Source organism: Azospirillum sp. UENF 111221 (assembly GCF_058780625.1).
In genome coordinates, this window is the sequence record NZ_JBSNCH010000005.1 from 347168 (window position 1) to 364812 (window position 17645).

Genomic DNA, 17645 nt, shown 5'->3' on the forward strand with positions numbered 1-17645 from the left:
CTCAGGTCCAAGACAGAGGGGGCAGCTTCCTGCACCGATCCCGGTGCGGGTGCCGTAACCCTGTCGGAGGACCAGCGTGACCGAGGCCGCAACCGCTCTCAAGACCACCCCGCTGCACGCGCTCCATGTCGAGCTTGGCGCCCGCATGGTCCCCTTCGCCGGCTATGACATGCCGGTGCAGTATCCCCTGGGCATCCTCAAGGAACACCAGCACACCCGCGAGAAGGCCGGGCTGTTCGACGTGTCCCACATGGGGCAGGTCCGCCTGACCGGCGCCGATCCGGCCGCCGCATTGGAAACGCTGGTTCCCGGGGACATCAAGGGGCTGGCGCAGGGCCGCATGCGCTACACGCTGTTCCTGAACGAGCAGGGCGGCATCCTCGACGATTTGATGGTGACCAATGCCGGCGATCACCTTTTCCTGGTTGTGAATGCCGCCTGCAAGGAGCAGGACGTCGCCCACCTGCGCGAGAAGCTGGCCGGCAAGGCCGAGGTGGAGCTGCTGGACGATCTGGCGCTGATGGCGCTCCAGGGTCCGATGGCGGCCGAGGTGATGGCCCGCTTCGTCCCGGAAGCCGCCACCATGAAGTTCATGAGCTACCTGTCCGCCACCTTCAAGGGCGTGCCGGTGATCCTGACCCGCTCCGGCTACACCGGCGAGGACGGCTACGAGATCTCCTGCGACAAGGCGGACGCGGAGATGATCGCCCGTGCGCTGCTGGGCGAATCGGAGGTCGAGGCCATCGGTCTGGGCGCCCGCGACTCGCTGCGGCTGGAGGCCGGGCTCTGCCTCTACGGCCACGACATTGACACCACCACGACGCCGGTCGACGGTGCGCTGGAATGGACGCTGCCGAAGCGCCGCCGCGCCGAGGGCGGTTTCCCCGGCTACGACATCATCCACCGGCAGTTGACTGAGGGCGCCGCGCGCCGCCGCGTCGGCATCCAGCCGGAAGGCCGACAGCCGGCCCGCGAGCACACCGAAATCCAGGATGCCAAGGGTACCGTCATCGGCGAGATCACCAGCGGCGGCTTCGGCCCGACCGCCGGCGCGCCGGTCGCCATGGGCTATGTCGACATCGCGAACTCCGCGGTGGGCACGCCTCTGACTCTGATCGTGCGCGGCAAGCCGCTGCCCGCCCGCGTCGCCGCCACGCCCTTCGTGCCGCAACGCTATTACCGGGGCTAATGCCTCGGCGTTTCCAACCACAAGCAACCGTTTCGAACAGGGAAATCTTCAGATGACCAAGAAATTCACCAAGGACCACGAGTGGGTTCAGGTCGATGGCGATGTCGCCACCGTCGGCGTCACCGATTTCGCCCAGAGCCAGCTGGGAGACGTGGTGTTCGTCGAGCTGCCCGAGGCCGGCCGCGTGCTGGAGAAGGGCAAGGAAGCCGCCGTCGTCGAATCGGTGAAGGCCGCCAGCGACGTCTACGCCCCGGTGTCCGGCACCGTCGTGGAGGCCAACCAGGCCCTGGTGGACGACCCGTCGATGGTCAACAGCGCCGCCGAAACCGATGGTTGGTTCTTCAAGCTTCAGCTCAAGGACGCCTCCGAACTGGATGGTCTGATGGACGAAGCGGCCTACAAGGCCTTCGTGGAGGAATCCCACTAACATGCGCTATCTGCCCCTGACCGAGGCCGACCGGCAGTCGATGCTGGAGGCCATCCGCGCAACATCGGTCGAAGACCTGTTCCGCGACGTTCCAAAGGCGGCCCGTCTGGCCGGCCCGATCGGGGGCTTGCCCAACCATATGGGCGAGCTTGAGGTCGAACGGCTGCTCGGCTCCATGGCGGCCAAGAATGTGCCGGCGGGGTCGGTGCCGAGCTTCCTCGGCGCCGGCGCCTACCGTCATCATGTTCCGGCCACCGTCGACCATCTGGTCCAGCGCGGCGAGTTCCTGACCGCCTACACGCCGTACCAGCCGGAGGTGAGCCAGGGCACGCTTCAGGTCCTGTTCGAGTTCCAGACCCAGGTCGCGCTGCTGACCGGGATGGATGTGGCCAACGCCTCGATGTATGACGGCGCCACCTCCTGCGCCGAGGCCGTCATGATGGCCAACCGCGTCACCCGGCGGAAGAAGGCGATCCTATCCGGCGGCCTGCACCCGCATTACCGCGACGTGACCACCACCGACGCCCGCTTCATCGGCTTCGAGGCGGTGGCATTGCCGGCCGCCCCGACCGGCGGCGAGGATCTGCTGGCGCTGGTCGACGACAAGACATCCTGCGTCGTCGTGCAGAACCCGGACGTGTTCGGCCATGTCCGCGACTACACCGATCTGGCCGCCGCCTGCCAGGCCAAGGGCGCGCTGCTGATCGTCGTGGTGACCGAAGCGCTGTCGCTCGGCCTGCTGACGCCGCCGGGCGACATGGGCGCCGACATCGTCGCGGCGGAAGGACAGTCCTTCGGCAACGCGCTGAACTTCGGCGGCCCCTATGTCGGGCTGTTCGCGGTGAAGGACAAATATGTCCGCCAGATGCCGGGCCGCCTGTGCGGCGAGACGGTGGATGCCGACGGCCGCCGCGGCTTCGTGCTGACGCTCTCTACCCGCGAGCAGCACATCCGCCGCGAGAAGGCGACCTCGAACATCTGCACCAACTCCGGTCTGTGCGCGCTGGCCTTCTCGATCCATGTCAGCCTGCTGGGCGAAGCGGGGATCACGCAGCTGGCCCAGCTGAATCACGCCAAGGCGGTCCAGATGGCCGACAAGCTGGCGGCGGTTCCGGGTGTCGAGGTGCTGAACGACGGCTTCTTCAACGAATTCACCGTCAAGCTGCCGAAGCCGGCCGCCGCGGTGGTCGAGGAACTCGCCAAGCGCCGCATCCTCGGCGGCGTGCCGGTGTCGCGCCTTTATCCGGGCGAGATGGAAGACCTGCTGCTGGTCGCCGTCACCGAGACCAACACCGACGCCGACATGGACGCCTTCGCTGCCGCTCTGAGTGAGGTTCTGGCATGAGCATGAACAACCAGGGCCGTCCGTCGGCCATTCCGGCCGGTGCCGCCTCGTTCGACGGCGTGACCGGCACCGTCACCGGCAACCGCGGCCTCCAGATCGAAGAGCCGCTGATCTTCGAGCAGGACAGCGCAGGCCGCACCGGCGTCGATCTGCCCGAATTGCCGAAGGTGGCCTCGCGCCTGGGTGCGGTGAAGCCGCGCGCCAAGGTGGGGCTGCCCGGCCTCGCCGAGCCGCAGGTGGTCCGCCACTACACCCGCCTGTCGCAGAAGAACTACGCCATCGACAGCGGATTCTATCCGCTGGGCTCCTGCACGATGAAGCACAACCCGCGCCTGAACGAGAAGATGGCGCGGCTGCCGGGCTTCTCCGACGTGCACCCGATGCAGCCGGTCAGCACCGTGCAGGGTGCCCTGGAACTGATGGACCAGCTGGCCTATTGGCTGAAGACGCTGACCGGCATGGCCGCCGTGACGCTGGCGCCCGCCGCCGGTGCCCATGGCGAAATGTGCGGCATCATGGCGATCCGCTCCGCCCATGAGGCGAAGGGCGACAGCGGTCGCACCAAGATCCTGGTGCCGGAAAGCGCCCACGGCACCAACCCGGCGACCGCCGCCGCCTGCGGCTACAGCGTCGATGCCATCCCGGCGACCGCCGACGGCCGCGTCGATCTGGAGGCGCTGAAGGCCAAGCTCGGTCCCGACGTGGCCGGGCTGATGCTGACCAACCCGAACACCTGCGGCCTGTTCGAGCGCGATATCATCGAGATCGCCGAGGCGGTGCATGCGGCCGGCGGCTATTTCTACTGCGACGGCGCCAACTTCAATGCCATCGTCGGGCGGGTGCGTCCGGCTGACCTCGGCATCGACGTCATGCACATCAACCTGCACAAGACCTTCTCCACCCCGCATGGCGGCGGCGGTCCGGGGTCGGGGCCGGTGGTGTTCGCGGAGTCGCTGGCGCCCTACATCCCGGTGCCCTACGTCACCCACGGCAAGGACGGCTTCGCGCTGGTCGAGAACGCCGGCGAAGGCCCCGCCTTCGGCCGCATGAAAGCCTTCCACGGCCAGATGGGCATGTTCGTCCGCGCCCTGTCCTACATGCTGAGCCATGGTGCCGACGGGCTGTGGCAGGCGTCGGGCGATGCGGTGCTGAACGCCAACTACGTCATGGCGCGGCTGGAGGACGTCATGACGGCCTCCTTCGAGGGGCCGTGCATGCACGAGTGCCTGTTCGACGACCGCTTCCTGAAGGGGACGGGGGTCACCACGCTCGACATGGCGAAGGCGCTGATCGACGAGGGCTTCCACCCGATGACCATGTATTTCCCGCTGGTCGTCCACGGTGCCCTGCTGATCGAGCCGACCGAGACGGAAAGCAAGGCCAGCCTGGATCAGTTCGTCGATGCGCTGCGTGCGCTGGCCGAGCGGGCGAAGTCTGGCGATGTCGCCTATTTCCAGGCCGCGCCGCGTCTGACTCCGCGCCGTCGTCTGGACGAAACCGCTGCGGCCCGCAAGCCGGTGCTGCGCTGGACCCCGCCGGTGCCGGCGGAGGCTCTGGCGGCGGAGTAAGGGTGGAAACGACGCTCCCCCTTCCTGCATAGGAAGGGGGAGCGTCTTCCTGACGCTTACCTGTCGGACTTGTCGACGAACTTGTCGGCCTTCTTCTGATCCTCGGCGGCCTCGCGGGCCATTTCCTCGCCGATTTTCGGATCGATGCTCTTGGCTTCCTCGATCAGGTCGCGCGCCTTGCGGGCATCGCCGTCGGCGGCCTTGTCCAGCGCCTGCTCGGCCAGATCGTGGGCCTTCTTGTGTTCGGGGCTGTCTTCGTGGCGGGTGGCCATGGGGCGTTCTCCTTTGGCTTGAGCATTGAGAAAACTGTCGTTGTCCAACAGGAGCCGCCTGCCGGGGTTCCGCTCTCCGCACTGCACAAAAAATTTTTGGAAGTGACGGAATAGGGAAGTCGGTCCACCCGTTTGTGTGGCTGTCCGGTGGCGAGCGGCCACCCAGCAACAGGGCACGCGAACTCCCCATGAGCAACCCGAAGAACTCGATCCGGCGCGCAGCCATCGCCGCCGCCATGCTGGCCGTGACTGCGGGCCACGCGTCCTTCTGGTCCTGGCGCAATGCGCCGACGCCTGTGGAGGCGGAGCCGGGACGTATCGAATCGGTGTCCTATTCGCCGTCGGGCCGCAGCTATGACCCGAACCACCAGCCGGTGGTGCCGCGCAAGGACATTGAGAAGGACATGACCGCCATCGCCGGCTTCGCCGACGGCGTCCGTACCTACTCGACTCTCGGCTCGCAGGGCGAGGTGCCGGAGATCGCGGTGTCCAAGGGGCTGGACGTCACGCTCGGCATCTGGCTGAGCAAGGACAAGTCCCGGAACGAGCGGGAGGTGCTGCACGGCATCGCGCTCGCCAAGGAATTCCGCGGCATCAAGCGCATCGTCGTCGGCAACGAGACGCTGCTGCGCGCCGAACTGACCGATGCCGAACTGGCCTCCTACATCAAGCGCGTGCGCGCCGCCGTCCCGGCCAACATCAAGGTCGGCACCGCCGACGTGTGGTCGGAGATGGTCAAGGCCGACGCCACGGTGAAGGCGTCCGACTTCATGGGCGTCCACGTCCTGCCCTACTGGGAAGGCGTGCCGGTGTCCGATGCGCTGACCTGGATCCGCGACCGGCTCGACACCGTGCGCAAGGCCCATCCGGGCAAGGCGCTGTTCGTCGGCGAGGTCGGCTGGCCGTCGGGCGGCGAGAACTTCCATGACGCCTACCCGACGCCGGAGGCCCAGGCCGCCGTCGTCCGCGGCTTCGCGGCGGAAGCCAACGCGCTCGGCCTGCATTACAACGTCGTCGAGGCCTTCGACGGAATCTGGAAGTCGACCATCGAAGGCTCGCCCGGCCCGACCTGGGGCGTGCTGGATGCCGACCGCCAGCCGAAATGGTCGATGACCGGTGCCGTCGCCGCCCCCTATGGCGAGCGGGTCGCCGCGGGCGTCGCCATCGCCGTCGGCCTCGCCCTGTCGGCCTTCGCCGTGTTCCGCCGCCGGACCAATGCCGGCTTTGCACTGGCCGCCTCGCTGGGCGCCAACATCATCGGCTTCGCCATCGGCTCCGCCGTCGCCGGCGCCTTCTCGGAATATCTGACCTTCGGTGCGGTCACCACCTGGGGCTCGGCCTTCGCGCTCGGCACCCTGATGATGAGCGTCGCCTTCGCCGATCTGGTGGACGTCGCCCGCCGGTTGCTGACCGGCCGCGCCCCGGCCCTGCTGCCGCACGCGGTGCCGAGCACCGAGCACAAGCCGATGGTCTCGATCCACGTCGCCGCCTGCCGCGAGCAGCCGGACGTGCTGAACGCTACGCTGGCCTCGCTGTCGCGGCTCGACTACCCGAACTATGAGGTCGTCGTCCTGATCAACAACACCGAGGAGGAGCATCTTGTCCGCCCGGTGGAGGAGATGTGCCAAGCGCTGGGGCCGAAGTTCAAGTTCCACTGGTACAAGAAGATCTCCGGCTTCAAGGCCGGCGCCCTGAACGCCGCGCTGCGCCACACCGATCCGTCGGCCGAGATCGTCGCCGTGCTGGACGCCGACTACACCGTGTCGCCCGACTGGCTGTCGAAGCTGGCTCCGACCTTCGCCGATCCGTCGGTCGGGATCGTCCAGGCTCCGCAGGAACACCGCGACGGCCACGAGACGGTGCTGAAGTCGGCGATGACCGCCGAGTACCGTCCCTTCTTCGACGTCGGCATGCAGGAAGGCGTGTCGAGCCAAGCCTTCATCTGCCATGGCACGATGATCATGCTGCGCCGCTCGGCGATGGATCAGGTCGGCGGCTGGTCGGAAGCCGGCATCTGCGAGGACACCGAACTGGGCCTGCGCATCCTGTCGGCCGGCTACCGCGCCGCCTACACCGACGAGCGGCTCGGCGCCGGTCTGGCCCCGGACAACTTCATGCAGTTCCGCAAGCAGCGTGACCGCTGGGTGTTCGGCTCGACCCAGATCGTTCGCGCCCACTGGAAGAAGTTCCTGCCGGGTGCGGCCGAGCTGAGCGCGCGGCAGAAGCTGGGCTACGTCACCAACTGGATCCGCTGGTGGTCCGATGCCGTCGGCCTGTTCGCCGCCGCCGCCGCCGTGGTCTGGACCTTCGCCTCGCTGGTTCTGCCGCTGCACCTGCCGCCGGTGGCCGCCACCGCCGCCGTGCTGGGTGCGCTGGTCCTGCGCGCCGGTTCCAGCCTGCTGGCCTCGCGCTATGCCTCGGGCAACAGCTGGAAGGAAAGCCTGGGTGCCTGCGCCGTCGGCATGGCGCTGTCCACCACCGTCGCCCTGGCCGTTGTCCGCGGCCTGTTCCGCAAACAGGACGCCTTCCGGGTGACCGCCAAGGGTGGCAAGCGCACCGCCGGCCGCTTCTGCGCCAAGCCGGAAGCCTGGCTCTCGGCCGCTCTGGTCGCCTCGGCCGCCACCGCCGCCCTGGTCAACCCGCTGGGCACCCTGTCGCTGGAACTGTGGTCGGTGCTGCTCGCGGCCATGGCGGTGCCGAACCTGATGGCCGTCGCCTTCGGCATCGGTGACATGCTTCCGGTCCGCGAAGCCAAGCCGGCCCCGGTTCCGGCGGTCCAGCAGGGCAACACGGCCGGCCAGGAGCAGGGCACGAGCCACCCGGTCGCCGCGTAAGGCCTCTCCTCCTTCCCTCATGCAAAAACGGCCCCTTCCCCGCCTGACCGGTGGGGGAGGGGCCGACTTTTTTGGGGGTGGAATCGCTTTTCCCACCAAGGTGAAACTTGTCTGCAACAGCGCTTCGTGCCTACCATCGGCGGCTCAAACCGATAAAGACGCGCGAACCAACGCGCCCAGCCACCTTCGGAGGGAGAATGTCATGCACGTCGTGAAAGCGTCCGACCAGTCCCCGCCTTCGCTGTTGTCCGGCGACAACCGGGTTCGACTGGAGCAATGGCTGGCCGCGCAGGCCGGCGCATCCCGCGTCACGGTGACGGAGGATGGACGGCTCGGCGGCGGGGCGATCTCCCTGAATCTGGCAGTGACTCTGGATATTGTCGGCGGGCCGCTGGCCGGGCGCCATGCCTGCGTGCTGCGGGCCGAAGGTGGCGGGCGTATCTCGGCCAGCATCGGCAAGCTGCGGGAGTTCGTGGTGCTGCGCGCCGCCTTCGCGGCCGGAGTGATAGCGCCGGAGCCGCTGTTCGGCTGCGACGATCCGGCGGTGCTGGGCCATGACTTCTACATCATGCGGCGGGCCGAAGGGCTCGGTGCCGGCCATGCGGTGACGCGGTCGGATACGGCGCAGCCGGAACTGGCGCGCGAACTTGGGCGGCAGCTTGGCCTGCTGCACCGGATCAGGCCTGATACCGAGGGGCTGGAGCGGCTGGGCGAGGCGCCCGACTGCCCGGCGCAGGAGACGCTGGCGCAGTACCGCCGCTGGTTCGGCGATCTGGGACGGCGCGATCCGGTGATTGCCTGGGGGCTGCGCTGGCTGGAGGTCAACGCGCCGCAGCCGGGTGCGGTGGTGCTGTGCCACCGCGACTTCCGCACCGGCAATTATCTGGTCAAGGACGGCGCGCTGACCGCGATCCTGGATTGGGAGTTCGCCGGATTCAGCGACCCGATGGAGGATCTCGGCTGGTTCTGCGCCCGCTCCTGGCGGTTCCGCCGGCCCGACCGCGAGGCGGGCGGCATCGCCGACCGGGCCGACTTCTATGCCGGCTATGAGGAAACCTCAGGCCGCCGCGTCGATCCGGCGCGCGTCGCCTACTGGGAAACGGCGGCCTATCTGCGCTGGGCGGCGATCGCGGTGGAACAGGGGCTGCGCCACAGCTCGGGTGCCGAGCGCTCGCTGGAACTGGCGTTGACCGGACGGATGCTGCCGGAAATCGAGATGGACATGCTGCGCCATCTGCGTGCCATCAGCGCTCTCGGCGGCATGGCGGCGGGTGCCGTGGAGAAGGTGGCCTGATGCGCGCCAATCCCGATGCCCGCGGCCTGATGGAGATCGCCGCCTCAACCTTCCGTGCCGACGTGCTTCCCCATGTGGCGCCGGAGGCCCGGTTCGCCGCGCTGATGGTCGCCAACGCGCTGGAGATCGCCGAGCGCGAGTTGAAGGGGCTGGACGCTGCCGGCCATTCGATGCTGGGCGCGCTCGCCCTGCTCTATGGCGAGGATGCCGACGACGCGCTGTCCGGCGACGACCTGCGCAAGCGGGTGGAGGCCTTGCAGCACCGCCTGTGCATCGAGATCGCCGCCGGCGATTTCGACCAGGAGGGGCAGGACGTGCTGATGGACGCGCTGGAGGCCATCGTCGAAGCGCGGCTGGGCATCTCGAACCCGAAGGCGCTGGGGTAAAGGTACCGAGGGCGGGACGCTCCCGGCGCCCCGCTTCCCGGTCAGGCTCTCTGTGCCTTCCGTTCGCGCTTGACCTCATACATGGCGGCATCGGCCTTCCGCAACGCTGCGTCCACGGTGATGGTGCGTGGATCGACGGCGGTGGGGCCGAAGCTTGCGCCGGAATAGTGCAGGGTGACGCCCCGCAACTCGTAGTCGCCGATCAGCAGCGGCGCCAGACGGTTGCAGAGGGTCTCCGCTGCCGCCTGACCCGCAGCATCGTCGGATGGGCCAAGGCCGGTGACGATGAATTCGTCGCCGCCGAAGCGTCCGAGGATGTCCCCAGACCGGAGGCCTGCCGACAGGCGCGTGCCCACCTCGATCAGAAACGCATCGCCGACTTCATGGCCGTGACGGTCATTGATCGCCTTGAAGCCATCCAGATCGATGAAGGCGATCAGCACAGTCTGCCCTGTCGATTCGGCTCCGGCGAACAGACGGTCCATCTCCTTCAGAAGGAAGCGCCGGTTGGGCAATCCGGTCAGGACGTCGGTGAAGGAATGGGCCTCCAACGCGCTGTTGACCGATTGCAGGTTTTCGAGAAGTTGTTCCCGTTCCACATGCAGGCCGATCAGCGAGGAAAACAGGCGAAGAGTTCTGTTCCCCCTTCGGGGTCAGCGGCTTGCGTTCCGAACCGGCCGCGCACAGCGTTCCAAACAGCGTGCCGTCATTCAGCCTGACCGGCGTGCTGACATAGGTCTGGATGCCGAGAGCCTTGGCGGCGTCGCAATCGCCCCACAGCGCCGGCACGTCTTCGGTATGGAATCTTCCTTCGTCGAGCGCGCGTTTGCACAGTGTTCCCTCCCAGGGGACGACAAGCCCTTCGGGGATCTGCATCGTCTTGGTGTTGTAGGCGAACAGAACGCGCTGTATGCCCATTTCCTGGTCGATGCAGGTCAGATAGGTGGCCTCCAGTTCCGTTACCGCTTCAAGCAGGCTCAGCAGCGGGCGGGTCAAATCCTCAACCGACCGAGCGGAGGACAGGGTCTCGGAAATCTCGGAGAAAAACTTGTCTGACATGGAGGATCCGTCGACTGCACGACAATAGTGGGTCTATGAAACGTTGTGGCCGTACATGAGGAAGGGCCAAATGCCGTCGGACCATCCCGGATACGCTTGGTGAACCGCCTCAACTTCATACTCTGAACAGTATGATGCCATAACCTAATGCAGCGTTCAAGTTGGGGCGTCTGTCCATGCCGTGTCATCAACTTCCAAGCCATTTGTCCGAGGCGTTGAAGTCCGGGCGAGTGCACCGCGGGCAAGCGCACCAGACCGTCGGAGGCGTGGCAGGGCATGGGCCCTATCGCAATTCCCGCCAAGCCTGCGCTCGACAGACGGGGGCAATGCAGCCATATAATCGGTTCCCGTTCCGTACCATTCCTTCGATCGGATCGCCGCCCCATGGCAAGCCCTGTCCTGTCCGCCATTCCCGCCAAGCCTCTCGCGAAGCTGGAAGCCGGAAAGCAATTCGTCATCGTGTCGGACTACACGCCTGCGGGCGACCAGCCCAACGCCATCGAGGAACTGACCGGCGGCCTGCGGCAGGGCGAGAAGGACCAGGTGCTGCTGGGCGTCACCGGGTCGGGCAAGACCTTCACCATTGCGCATGTCATCCAGACGGTGCAGCGCCCGACGCTGGTCCTTGCGCCCAACAAGACGCTGGCGGCACAGCTGTATGGCGAGATGAAATCCTTCTTCCCGAACAACGCGGTGGAATACTTCGTCTCCTACTACGACTACTACCAGCCGGAAGCCTACGTTCCGCGCACCGACACCTATATCGAGAAGGAATCGTCGATCAACGAGCAGATCGACCGCATGCGCCACTCGGCGACGCGGGCCCTGCTGGAACGCGACGACGTCATCATCGTCGCGTCGGTGTCCTGCATCTACGGCATCGGTTCGGTCGAGACCTACTCCGAGATGACGGTGGACCTGCGCAAGGGCGAGGTGATCGCCCAGCCGGAGCTGCTGCGCAAGCTGACCGAGCTTCAGTACAAGCGCAACGACGCCGCCTTCGGCCGCGGCCTGTTCCGCGTCCGCGGCGACACGGTGGAACTGTTCCCGGCCCACATGGAAGACCGGGCGTGGCGCATCTCGTTGTTCGGCGACGAGATCGAGGCCATCCACGAGATCGACCCGCTGACCGGCGAGAAGCTGGCGGCATTGGAGGCGGTGCGCGTCTATCCGAACAGCCACTATGTGACGCCGAAGCCGACACTGAATCAGGCGATCAGCCAGATCAAGAGGGACCTCAAGGAGCGGCTGGAGGAGTTCGCTGCCGAAGGCAAGCTGCTGGAGGCGCAACGGCTGGAGCAGCGCACGACCTTCGACATCGAGATGATGGCGGCGACCGGCTCCTGCGCCGGCATCGAGAACTATTCCCGCTACCTGACCGGCCGCGCCCCGGGCGATCCGCCGCCGACGCTGTTCGAATATCTGCCGGGCGACGCGCTGCTGATCGTCGACGAGAGCCATGTCATGGTGCCGCAGATCGGCGGCATGTACCGTGGCGACTTTATGCGCAAATCGACGCTGACCGACTACGGTTTCCGCCTGCCCAGCGCCAAGGACAACCGCCCGCTGAAGTTCGAGGAATGGGAGGGCATGCGGCCACAGACGGTCTTCGTCTCCGCCACGCCCGGTCCCTGGGAAATGGAGCGCACCGGCGGCGTCTTCACCGAGCAGCTGGTCCGCCCGACCGGCCTGATCGATCCGCCGGTGATCATCCGCCCGACCGAAACCCAGGTCGACGACCTGATCGGCGAGTGCAAGGAGGTGGTCGCCAAGGGCTATCGCGTTCTGGTCACCACCCTGACCAAGAAGATGGCGGAGGCGCTGACCGAATACATGCACGAGGCGGGATTGCGCGTGCGCTACATCCACTCCGATGTGGAGACGCTGGAGCGCATCGAGATCATCCGCGACCTGCGGCTGGGTGCTTATGACGTGCTGGTCGGCATCAACCTGCTGCGCGAGGGGCTGGACATCCCGGAATGCGCTCTGGTGGCGATCCTCGACGCTGACAAGGAAGGCTATCTGCGGTCCAGGACCTCGCTGATCCAGACCATCGGCCGTGCCGCCCGCAACGTCGACGGACGGGCGATCCTCTACGCCGACAAGATCACCGACAGCATGAAGTACGCCATCGACGAGACGGCACGCCGCCGCGAGAAACAGATGGCCTACAATCTGGAACACGGCATCACGCCGGAATCGGTGAAGAAGGCCATCGGCGACATTCTGGAAAGCGTGTACGAGCGCGGCGACCATGTGACGGTCAAGACCGGCCTGAACTCCAACGAACTGGTCGGGCACAACCTCAAGAGCGTCATCGCCGACCTGGAAAAGCGCATGCGGGCCGCCGCCGCCGACCTGGAGTTCGAGGAGGCCGCCCGTCTGCGCGACGAGTTGCGCCGGCTGGAAGCGATGGATCTGGGGCTGGAGACTCCCGGCAGCATCGGCATCAGCAGTGCCCGCCAGGGTCGCGGCATTCCGGAAGGGGCGCCGAAGAAGCAGGACAGGCGCCGGCGGGGGCCGTGATCCACCTGTTGTTGACCCACCCTTGTCCTGAACAGGTTGCAACACCATACTTCCGCTTCCCGTAGGGTGGCGCGGGATCGCAGGAGGGTCGTGGCTTGTTCGTTCGTCGTGTCGTGAGGGTGCCGCTGATTGCGCTGGCGCTGTGTGGCGTCGGCATCGGGTCGGCATCCATCGCCGCGGCGGCGGATGCGAAATCGGCGGCGAAGCCGAACGCAGTGGCCGAACTGCCGCCGCCGTCGCTCAAGACCAAGTCCGGCGATTGCGAACTGGCGGAGCAGGGCAACGCCGATGCGGCATTCCGGCTGGCCCGCCGTTATCTGTTCGGCAAGGGGGTGCGCAAGGATCGCCGGCTCGGCACCGCCTGGCTGCGCGCCGCCGCCTCGCGTGGACATCCGGAGGCGCGGCGGCTGGTCAATTATGTTCCCGGCCGCATGGGGCGCATCCGTCCCTGGTGCCGCCCCGGCGCTGGCCCGGTGCGGGAGATGGGGCCGCCCCCGGCGGATGTGGTGGCCCTGGTCAACGGCATCGCGCCGAAATACGGCATCGACCCGGCGCTGGTGCTGGCGGTGATCCAGGCGGAGAGCGCCTTCCGCACCGATGCGGTGTCGCCCAAGGACGCCGCCGGGCTGATGCAACTGATCCCCGACACGGCCGACCGTTTCGGCGTCGGCGATGTCTTCGACCCCAAGCAGAACATCACCGGAGGGGTGAAGTACCTGCGCTGGCTGCTGGCCTATTTCCAGGGCGACGTGACGCTGGCGCTGGCCGGCTACAATGCCGGGGAGGGGGCGGTGGACCGCTACAAGGGCGTTCCGCCCTATGACGAGACGCGCAACTACGTCCGCATCATCCGCCGCATCTATGAAAACACCCGCCATCCCTTCGACGGGTCGGTGGCGGAGCCGTCGTCGGCCATGCCAGCCATCCGTGCCGCGGCGGAACGCGCGGTCGAGGCGGAGTTGCCACGCGGCGCCAAATCGCCGAAAAAGGGATAGTCCCGTCAATTCTGAACAGGAGTGCCCGCCCGTGCCGATGTCCGAACGCAACGTCCTCGGCCTCAGCGCCGCCGGGTTCCACAGGATGGCCTACACCCAGTGGGGGCGTGACGATGCCGCGCGCACGGCGGTCTGCGTCCATGGGCTGACGCGCAACGGCCGGGATTTCGACCGGCTGGCGCTGGCCCTGGCGGATGGCTGGCGGGTGGCCTGCCCCGACGTGGTCGGGCGCGGCCGCAGCGACTGGCTGCCGGTGCCGGCGCTCTACGGCTATCCGCAATACTGCTCCGACATGGTGGCGCTGATCGCCCGCATGGGGGTGGAGACGGTCGATTGGATCGGTACCTCGATGGGCGGGCTGATCGGCATGACCCTGGCGGCGCAGGCGAACAGCCCGATCCGCCGCATGGTGATCAACGATGTCGGCCCCTTCATTGCCCAGGCCGGGTTGCAGCGGATCGCCGATTATGTCGGCAAGGACCCGGTGTTCGAGGATCTGCCGGCGCTGGAATCCTACCTGCGTTTCGTCCTGATGGGCTTCGGCACAATCGGTGACGAGTGCTGGCGCCATATGGCGCAGCACAGCGCCCGGCCGCTGCCCGACGGGCGGTTCCGCTTGGCCTACGATCCGGCCATCGGCGATGCGTTCAAGACCGCGCCCATCGGCGATGTCGATCTGTGGGCATTGTGGGATCGGGTGCGCTGCCCGGTCTTGGTCCTTCGCGGCGCGGACTCCGATCTGCTGAGCGCCGAAACGGCGGAGCGGATGGCGGAACGTGGACCGGGAGCCGCCGGTCTGGTGCAGGTGGTGGAGTTTGCCAACACCGGCCACGCCCCGTCCCTGATGACGGACGAACAGATCGCCATCGTCCGCAGCTTCCTGGCGGAGGGCTGAGCACCCTCCGGGGCAGGCAATCAATTCACCCGGCGCAGCACCGTGTCGAGCCGGCCATGGCCGTCCTTGTCGAGCCAGCTGGCGGCGACGCGGCCGTCGGGGCGTAGGCGGTAGCGCAGGATGTTGCGGCCCTTTTCGTCGAAGACCAGCTCGCCATTCTCGATGCGGCCCTTGCGGCGCACCCGTTCGGCGGGCTGGTCCGATTCCATGCCGGCGCCCAGCACATAGTCGGCATAGACGGCGTCGCCCTCGGCCTTCTCCACCGACAGGGCAACCTCGCGGCCATTGATGTAGCTGCCGTACCACATGCCCATGTAGGGGCGCAGCGTGGCCGTCGCGTCGTTGCCCCTGGCCGAGCCCGATGCGTTCGCGGGCAGAGCGGCCTGCAGCATCTCGGCACTCGGGCTGCGTCCCCAGGTCTCGTCGCAGGGCGGATCGTTGGGGGTTGGCGGCTCCTCCGCGAAGCGGACGATGCAGGCGCCGAAGCGGCGGACGAACAGCCCGGTGTTGGCGGCGCCATGGCCGGTCAGCAGCGACGGCTGGTCGACGATCAGGCTGCTCAACCCGCGCTGGGTCAGGATGTTGCGGGCCGGTTCGGCGCGCCCGCCCGGATCGAAATCGTCGCCGTGGAAGAAGAACATCATCACCCGCGCCCGGCGGACCTCGCGCAGGATCGGCCAGAGCTGGGCGGCGTTCTCGCGGTAGCTGTCGAACGCCTCGGTGAAGTTGCCGAAGGCGGCCGGTGCAGTGGCGATGACGGCGTCGATGGCGTTGGTCTGGCCGGCAGCGATCAGCGAGATAAAGGCGCCGAATGACTGGCCGGTCAGGGCGACCCGGCGATAGCCCTTGGCCTTCAGCGCCTCCGAATAGCCGGCGAGCGCGCGGGAGCTGTTGGGCAGGGTGTCGCTGACCCGCATGCGGTCCAGCCGGTACACGTCCCAGCCGGCGTCGCGCATCGCTTTCATGAAGAGCGGGGTGGGGGCTTCCGAATCTTCGGAGTCCACCGAGCGGCCGTGGCTCCAGACCACCGCGCCGCGGGCCTTTGCCGGACCGGCCAGCGAGGCCTCGCCGTAGGCGGATTTGAGAACGATCTGGGCCATTGCCGGGTGGGCGACCGTCAGGCCCCCGGCGACAGCCAATCCGATCGTCGCGACCAGTGCGAGAACACCCCCCCGAATCGTCCGCCTCATGCCCAGCGATCCCCCTGAACTGCTTAGTCGCTTCAGGATTGCCGCCGTTCGTTAACGCGACCTTTCCATGGTTTTCACTGTCACGCACGGACGCTTTTTGTCACAGGCTATTTTCGCAAATAAGAATGACTCGCAATTAGTGACGGGAAGCGGTAGGGTCTTCCTGCAACCGGATGAAGGAGTATCGGCATGTGCGGGACGGTGGATGAGGGGCGGTACTCGCCTTGGACGGTGGCGGACCTGACGACCGCCGAACGGGCATTGCTGACCGGCGTGCGCCAGTGGTTCCGTGCTGGCACCGCCGGGGCGATGGCATCGATGCGCATCGGTCTGAATGTGGCCGGCGTGCCGAACACCGCACTGCTGCCGCTCTTCGCCCTGCTCGGCACCTTTGCGGTTGCCGGCGCCCGCCGGCCGGAGATCCGCTGCCCGGCCTGCAGCCGGATCAGCATCGACGAAGCCGCCCTGCTGGACTCCCTCGCCGCGGTGCAGAGTGGCGATGCGGAGGTCGCGACACAACTGCTCGACCGCTGGCTGCCGCCGGTCGCACTGCTCATGGCGACCGACGCGATGGCTGAACTGGGCGGCGTGCTGGATGGCGCACGCATCTTCCTGCCGCGCCGACGGGCGGCACGGCTGGTGACGCCGGCAACCGGCCCGACCATGGGCGACATGGCGATGGCGGCCGAATAGAGAGTGGCGGAGCAGGGGTCAGTCGCCCGCCATCTTCAGGCTCTGGCTGCGGTCCGAGGGGGCGCCGGTCGCGCCACTGGCTTCGGGCAGCCGTTTGTGCAGAAGCCACTGGTCGATGGCGACGCGAACCAGCCGGCCTTCCGGCGTGTGGTAGAGAAAGTGCCCGCGCTCCCGCCCGCAATGGTCGTACCCCAGCCGTTCGTAGAAGGGCAGCACGCCGACATTGTCGCGGTCCACCCCCAGTTCGGCGAAGGGCACGCCACGCTGGAACACCACCCGTTCGGCTGCCCGCACCAGCCGGACACCGATGCCGATGCCACGGAAGGGCTGGAACACCCGCAGTGCCCATAGGGTCGCTCGGCCGCTCGGCCGCTTGCGCAGGAAATCGATGCAGATCTGGCCGACCGGAAAACCGTTGACGTCGGCCAGCAGCATGGCGCCGTCACCGCGTTCCTGAAGATGGAATGCGCCGGCGATGATTTCGCGATGGGGTGTGTGCAGGCCGTACCATTCGAGCGTCGACAAATCCTCCTGCCTTGCCGGACGGATGGTCAGCGGCAAATCGAGCGTCTCGCTGTTCCCGCCCTCACTGCCGTCCTCCTCTGCCGCATCCAGTCCGAAGTGAGCGTTGGTGGCTGTGCCGCGGATGCCGACGCGGCGCTGTGCTGTTGCCATGATGCCGATGCCTCGCAGGTTTTTCCCCGCACTGTGCCGCCGATGGATCGGATGGCGGCTTCGCTGACAACCCTACACGCCATGCGGACGTTCCCACGCTGCGCGGTTGGGATAAGGCTTTCGGTGGGACACCCCATTTTCGTGGTTTTATATAAAACAAATAAAATTTTACTATAATAAGAAATTACTGGGCGCTGCTTGTGTTGTGGAGAGGGTTTGTTCTCTGGGATGAAAGCTGATCTATGAAAACAGCAATGGGTTGAATGCCGGAAGTCTTATTGACGTTGTAAGACGCAG

Annotated in this window: 16 protein-coding genes; 11 read left to right on the plus strand and 5 right to left on the minus strand. The window is 67.0% G+C overall.

Going from position 1 to position 17645, the window contains the following annotated elements:
- Positions 1-76 precede the first annotated feature (76 nt).
- From gcvT to gcvPB, 4 genes are read left to right on the plus strand one after another with little or no spacing between them, the layout of a single operon-like run.
- Positions 77-1189: a glycine cleavage system aminomethyltransferase GcvT gene (gene gcvT, locus ACWPN3_RS16025; RefSeq protein WP_492240471.1), complete on the plus strand. Its 1113-nt coding sequence runs from the start codon at positions 77-79 to the stop codon at positions 1187-1189.
- Positions 1190-1241: 52 nt separating this feature from the next.
- On the plus strand, positions 1242-1616 hold the full coding sequence (gcvH, locus tag ACWPN3_RS16030) for a glycine cleavage system protein GcvH (RefSeq protein ID WP_492240472.1): 375 nt from the start codon (positions 1242-1244) through the stop codon (positions 1614-1616).
- Position 1617: 1 nt separating this feature from the next.
- Complete coding sequence (gcvPA, locus tag ACWPN3_RS16035) at positions 1618-2961, plus strand: aminomethyl-transferring glycine dehydrogenase subunit GcvPA (protein WP_492240473.1); 1344 nt, start codon at positions 1618-1620, stop codon at positions 2959-2961.
- On the plus strand, positions 2958-4529 hold the full coding sequence (gcvPB, locus tag ACWPN3_RS16040) for an aminomethyl-transferring glycine dehydrogenase subunit GcvPB (protein WP_492240474.1): 1572 nt from the start codon (positions 2958-2960) through the stop codon (positions 4527-4529). The genes gcvPA and gcvPB overlap by 4 nt, the downstream gene beginning before the upstream one ends.
- A gap of 56 nt (positions 4530-4585) precedes the next feature.
- Here gcvPB and ACWPN3_RS16045 read toward each other — a convergent pair whose 3' ends face one another.
- Positions 4586-4849, minus strand: a complete 264-nt coding sequence (locus tag ACWPN3_RS16045) for a hypothetical protein (RefSeq protein ID WP_492261577.1) — start codon at positions 4847-4849, stop codon at positions 4586-4588.
- A gap of 140 nt (positions 4850-4989) precedes the next feature.
- Here ACWPN3_RS16045 and ACWPN3_RS16050 point away from each other — a divergent pair, with 140 nt between their 5' ends.
- The 3 genes from ACWPN3_RS16050 (at position 4990) to ACWPN3_RS16060 (ending at position 9315) form a co-directional block, all read left to right on the plus strand.
- Entirely contained in the window at positions 4990-7635 is a 2646-nt protein-coding gene (locus ACWPN3_RS16050; protein ID WP_109096290.1) for a glycosyltransferase, read from the plus strand.
- A 202-nt stretch (positions 7636-7837) separates the two neighbouring features.
- Positions 7838-8929: a phosphotransferase family protein gene (locus ACWPN3_RS16055; RefSeq protein ID WP_492240476.1), complete on the plus strand. Its 1092-nt coding sequence runs from the start codon at positions 7838-7840 to the stop codon at positions 8927-8929.
- Positions 8929-9315 carry a DUF6285 domain-containing protein gene (locus tag ACWPN3_RS16060; protein ID WP_109096292.1) on the plus strand — a complete coding sequence of 129 codons (387 nt, stop codon included), beginning with the start codon at positions 8929-8931 and terminating at the stop codon, positions 9313-9315. The genes ACWPN3_RS16055 and ACWPN3_RS16060 overlap by 1 nt, the downstream gene beginning before the upstream one ends.
- A 41-nt stretch (positions 9316-9356) precedes the next feature.
- Here ACWPN3_RS16060 and ACWPN3_RS16065 read toward each other — a convergent pair whose 3' ends face one another.
- A complete protein-coding gene (locus ACWPN3_RS16065; RefSeq protein ID WP_492261884.1) occupies positions 9357-9830 on the minus strand; it encodes a GGDEF domain-containing protein in 474 nt (157 codons plus the stop codon).
- Positions 9712-10374 (minus strand): GAF domain-containing protein, encoded by a 663-nt coding sequence (locus ACWPN3_RS16070; protein WP_492261909.1) that lies wholly within the window; start codon positions 10372-10374, stop codon positions 9712-9714. The genes ACWPN3_RS16065 and ACWPN3_RS16070 overlap by 119 nt, the downstream gene beginning before the upstream one ends.
- A 384-nt stretch (positions 10375-10758) precedes the next feature.
- On the opposite strand from ACWPN3_RS16070, the gene uvrB reads away from it, so the two are divergent.
- The 3 genes from uvrB to ACWPN3_RS16085 all read left to right on the plus strand — a co-directional run bounded on the left by uvrB (position 10759) and on the right by ACWPN3_RS16085 (position 14790).
- Positions 10759-12900: an excinuclease ABC subunit UvrB gene (gene uvrB, locus ACWPN3_RS16075; RefSeq protein ID WP_492240477.1), complete on the plus strand. Its 2142-nt coding sequence runs from the start codon at positions 10759-10761 to the stop codon at positions 12898-12900.
- A 95-nt stretch (positions 12901-12995) separates the two neighbouring features.
- Positions 12996-13895 (plus strand): lytic transglycosylase domain-containing protein, encoded by a 900-nt coding sequence (locus ACWPN3_RS16080; protein ID WP_492240478.1) that lies wholly within the window; start codon positions 12996-12998, stop codon positions 13893-13895.
- Positions 13896-13926: 31 nt separating this feature from the next.
- Entirely contained in the window at positions 13927-14790 is an 864-nt protein-coding gene (locus tag ACWPN3_RS16085) for an alpha/beta fold hydrolase (protein WP_492240479.1), read from the plus strand.
- A gap of 20 nt (positions 14791-14810) precedes the next feature.
- On the opposite strand, the gene ACWPN3_RS16090 is transcribed toward ACWPN3_RS16085, so the two are convergent.
- Complete coding sequence (locus ACWPN3_RS16090; protein ID WP_492261578.1) at positions 14811-15929, minus strand: alpha/beta hydrolase; 1119 nt, start codon at positions 15927-15929, stop codon at positions 14811-14813.
- Positions 15930-16169: 240 nt separating this feature from the next.
- Between ACWPN3_RS16090 and ACWPN3_RS16095 the strand changes: the two genes are divergently transcribed.
- The gene (locus ACWPN3_RS16095) at positions 16170-16673 is read left to right on the plus strand and encodes a hypothetical protein (RefSeq protein WP_492240481.1); all 504 of its coding nucleotides are present in this window, start codon (positions 16170-16172) and stop codon (positions 16671-16673) included.
- Between the two features lie 18 nt (positions 16674-16691).
- Here the strand turns inward: ACWPN3_RS16095 and ACWPN3_RS16100 are convergent, their stop codons facing one another.
- Complete coding sequence (locus ACWPN3_RS16100; RefSeq protein ID WP_492240482.1) at positions 16692-17348, minus strand: GNAT family N-acetyltransferase; 657 nt, start codon at positions 17346-17348, stop codon at positions 16692-16694.
- Positions 17349-17645 lie beyond the last annotated feature (297 nt).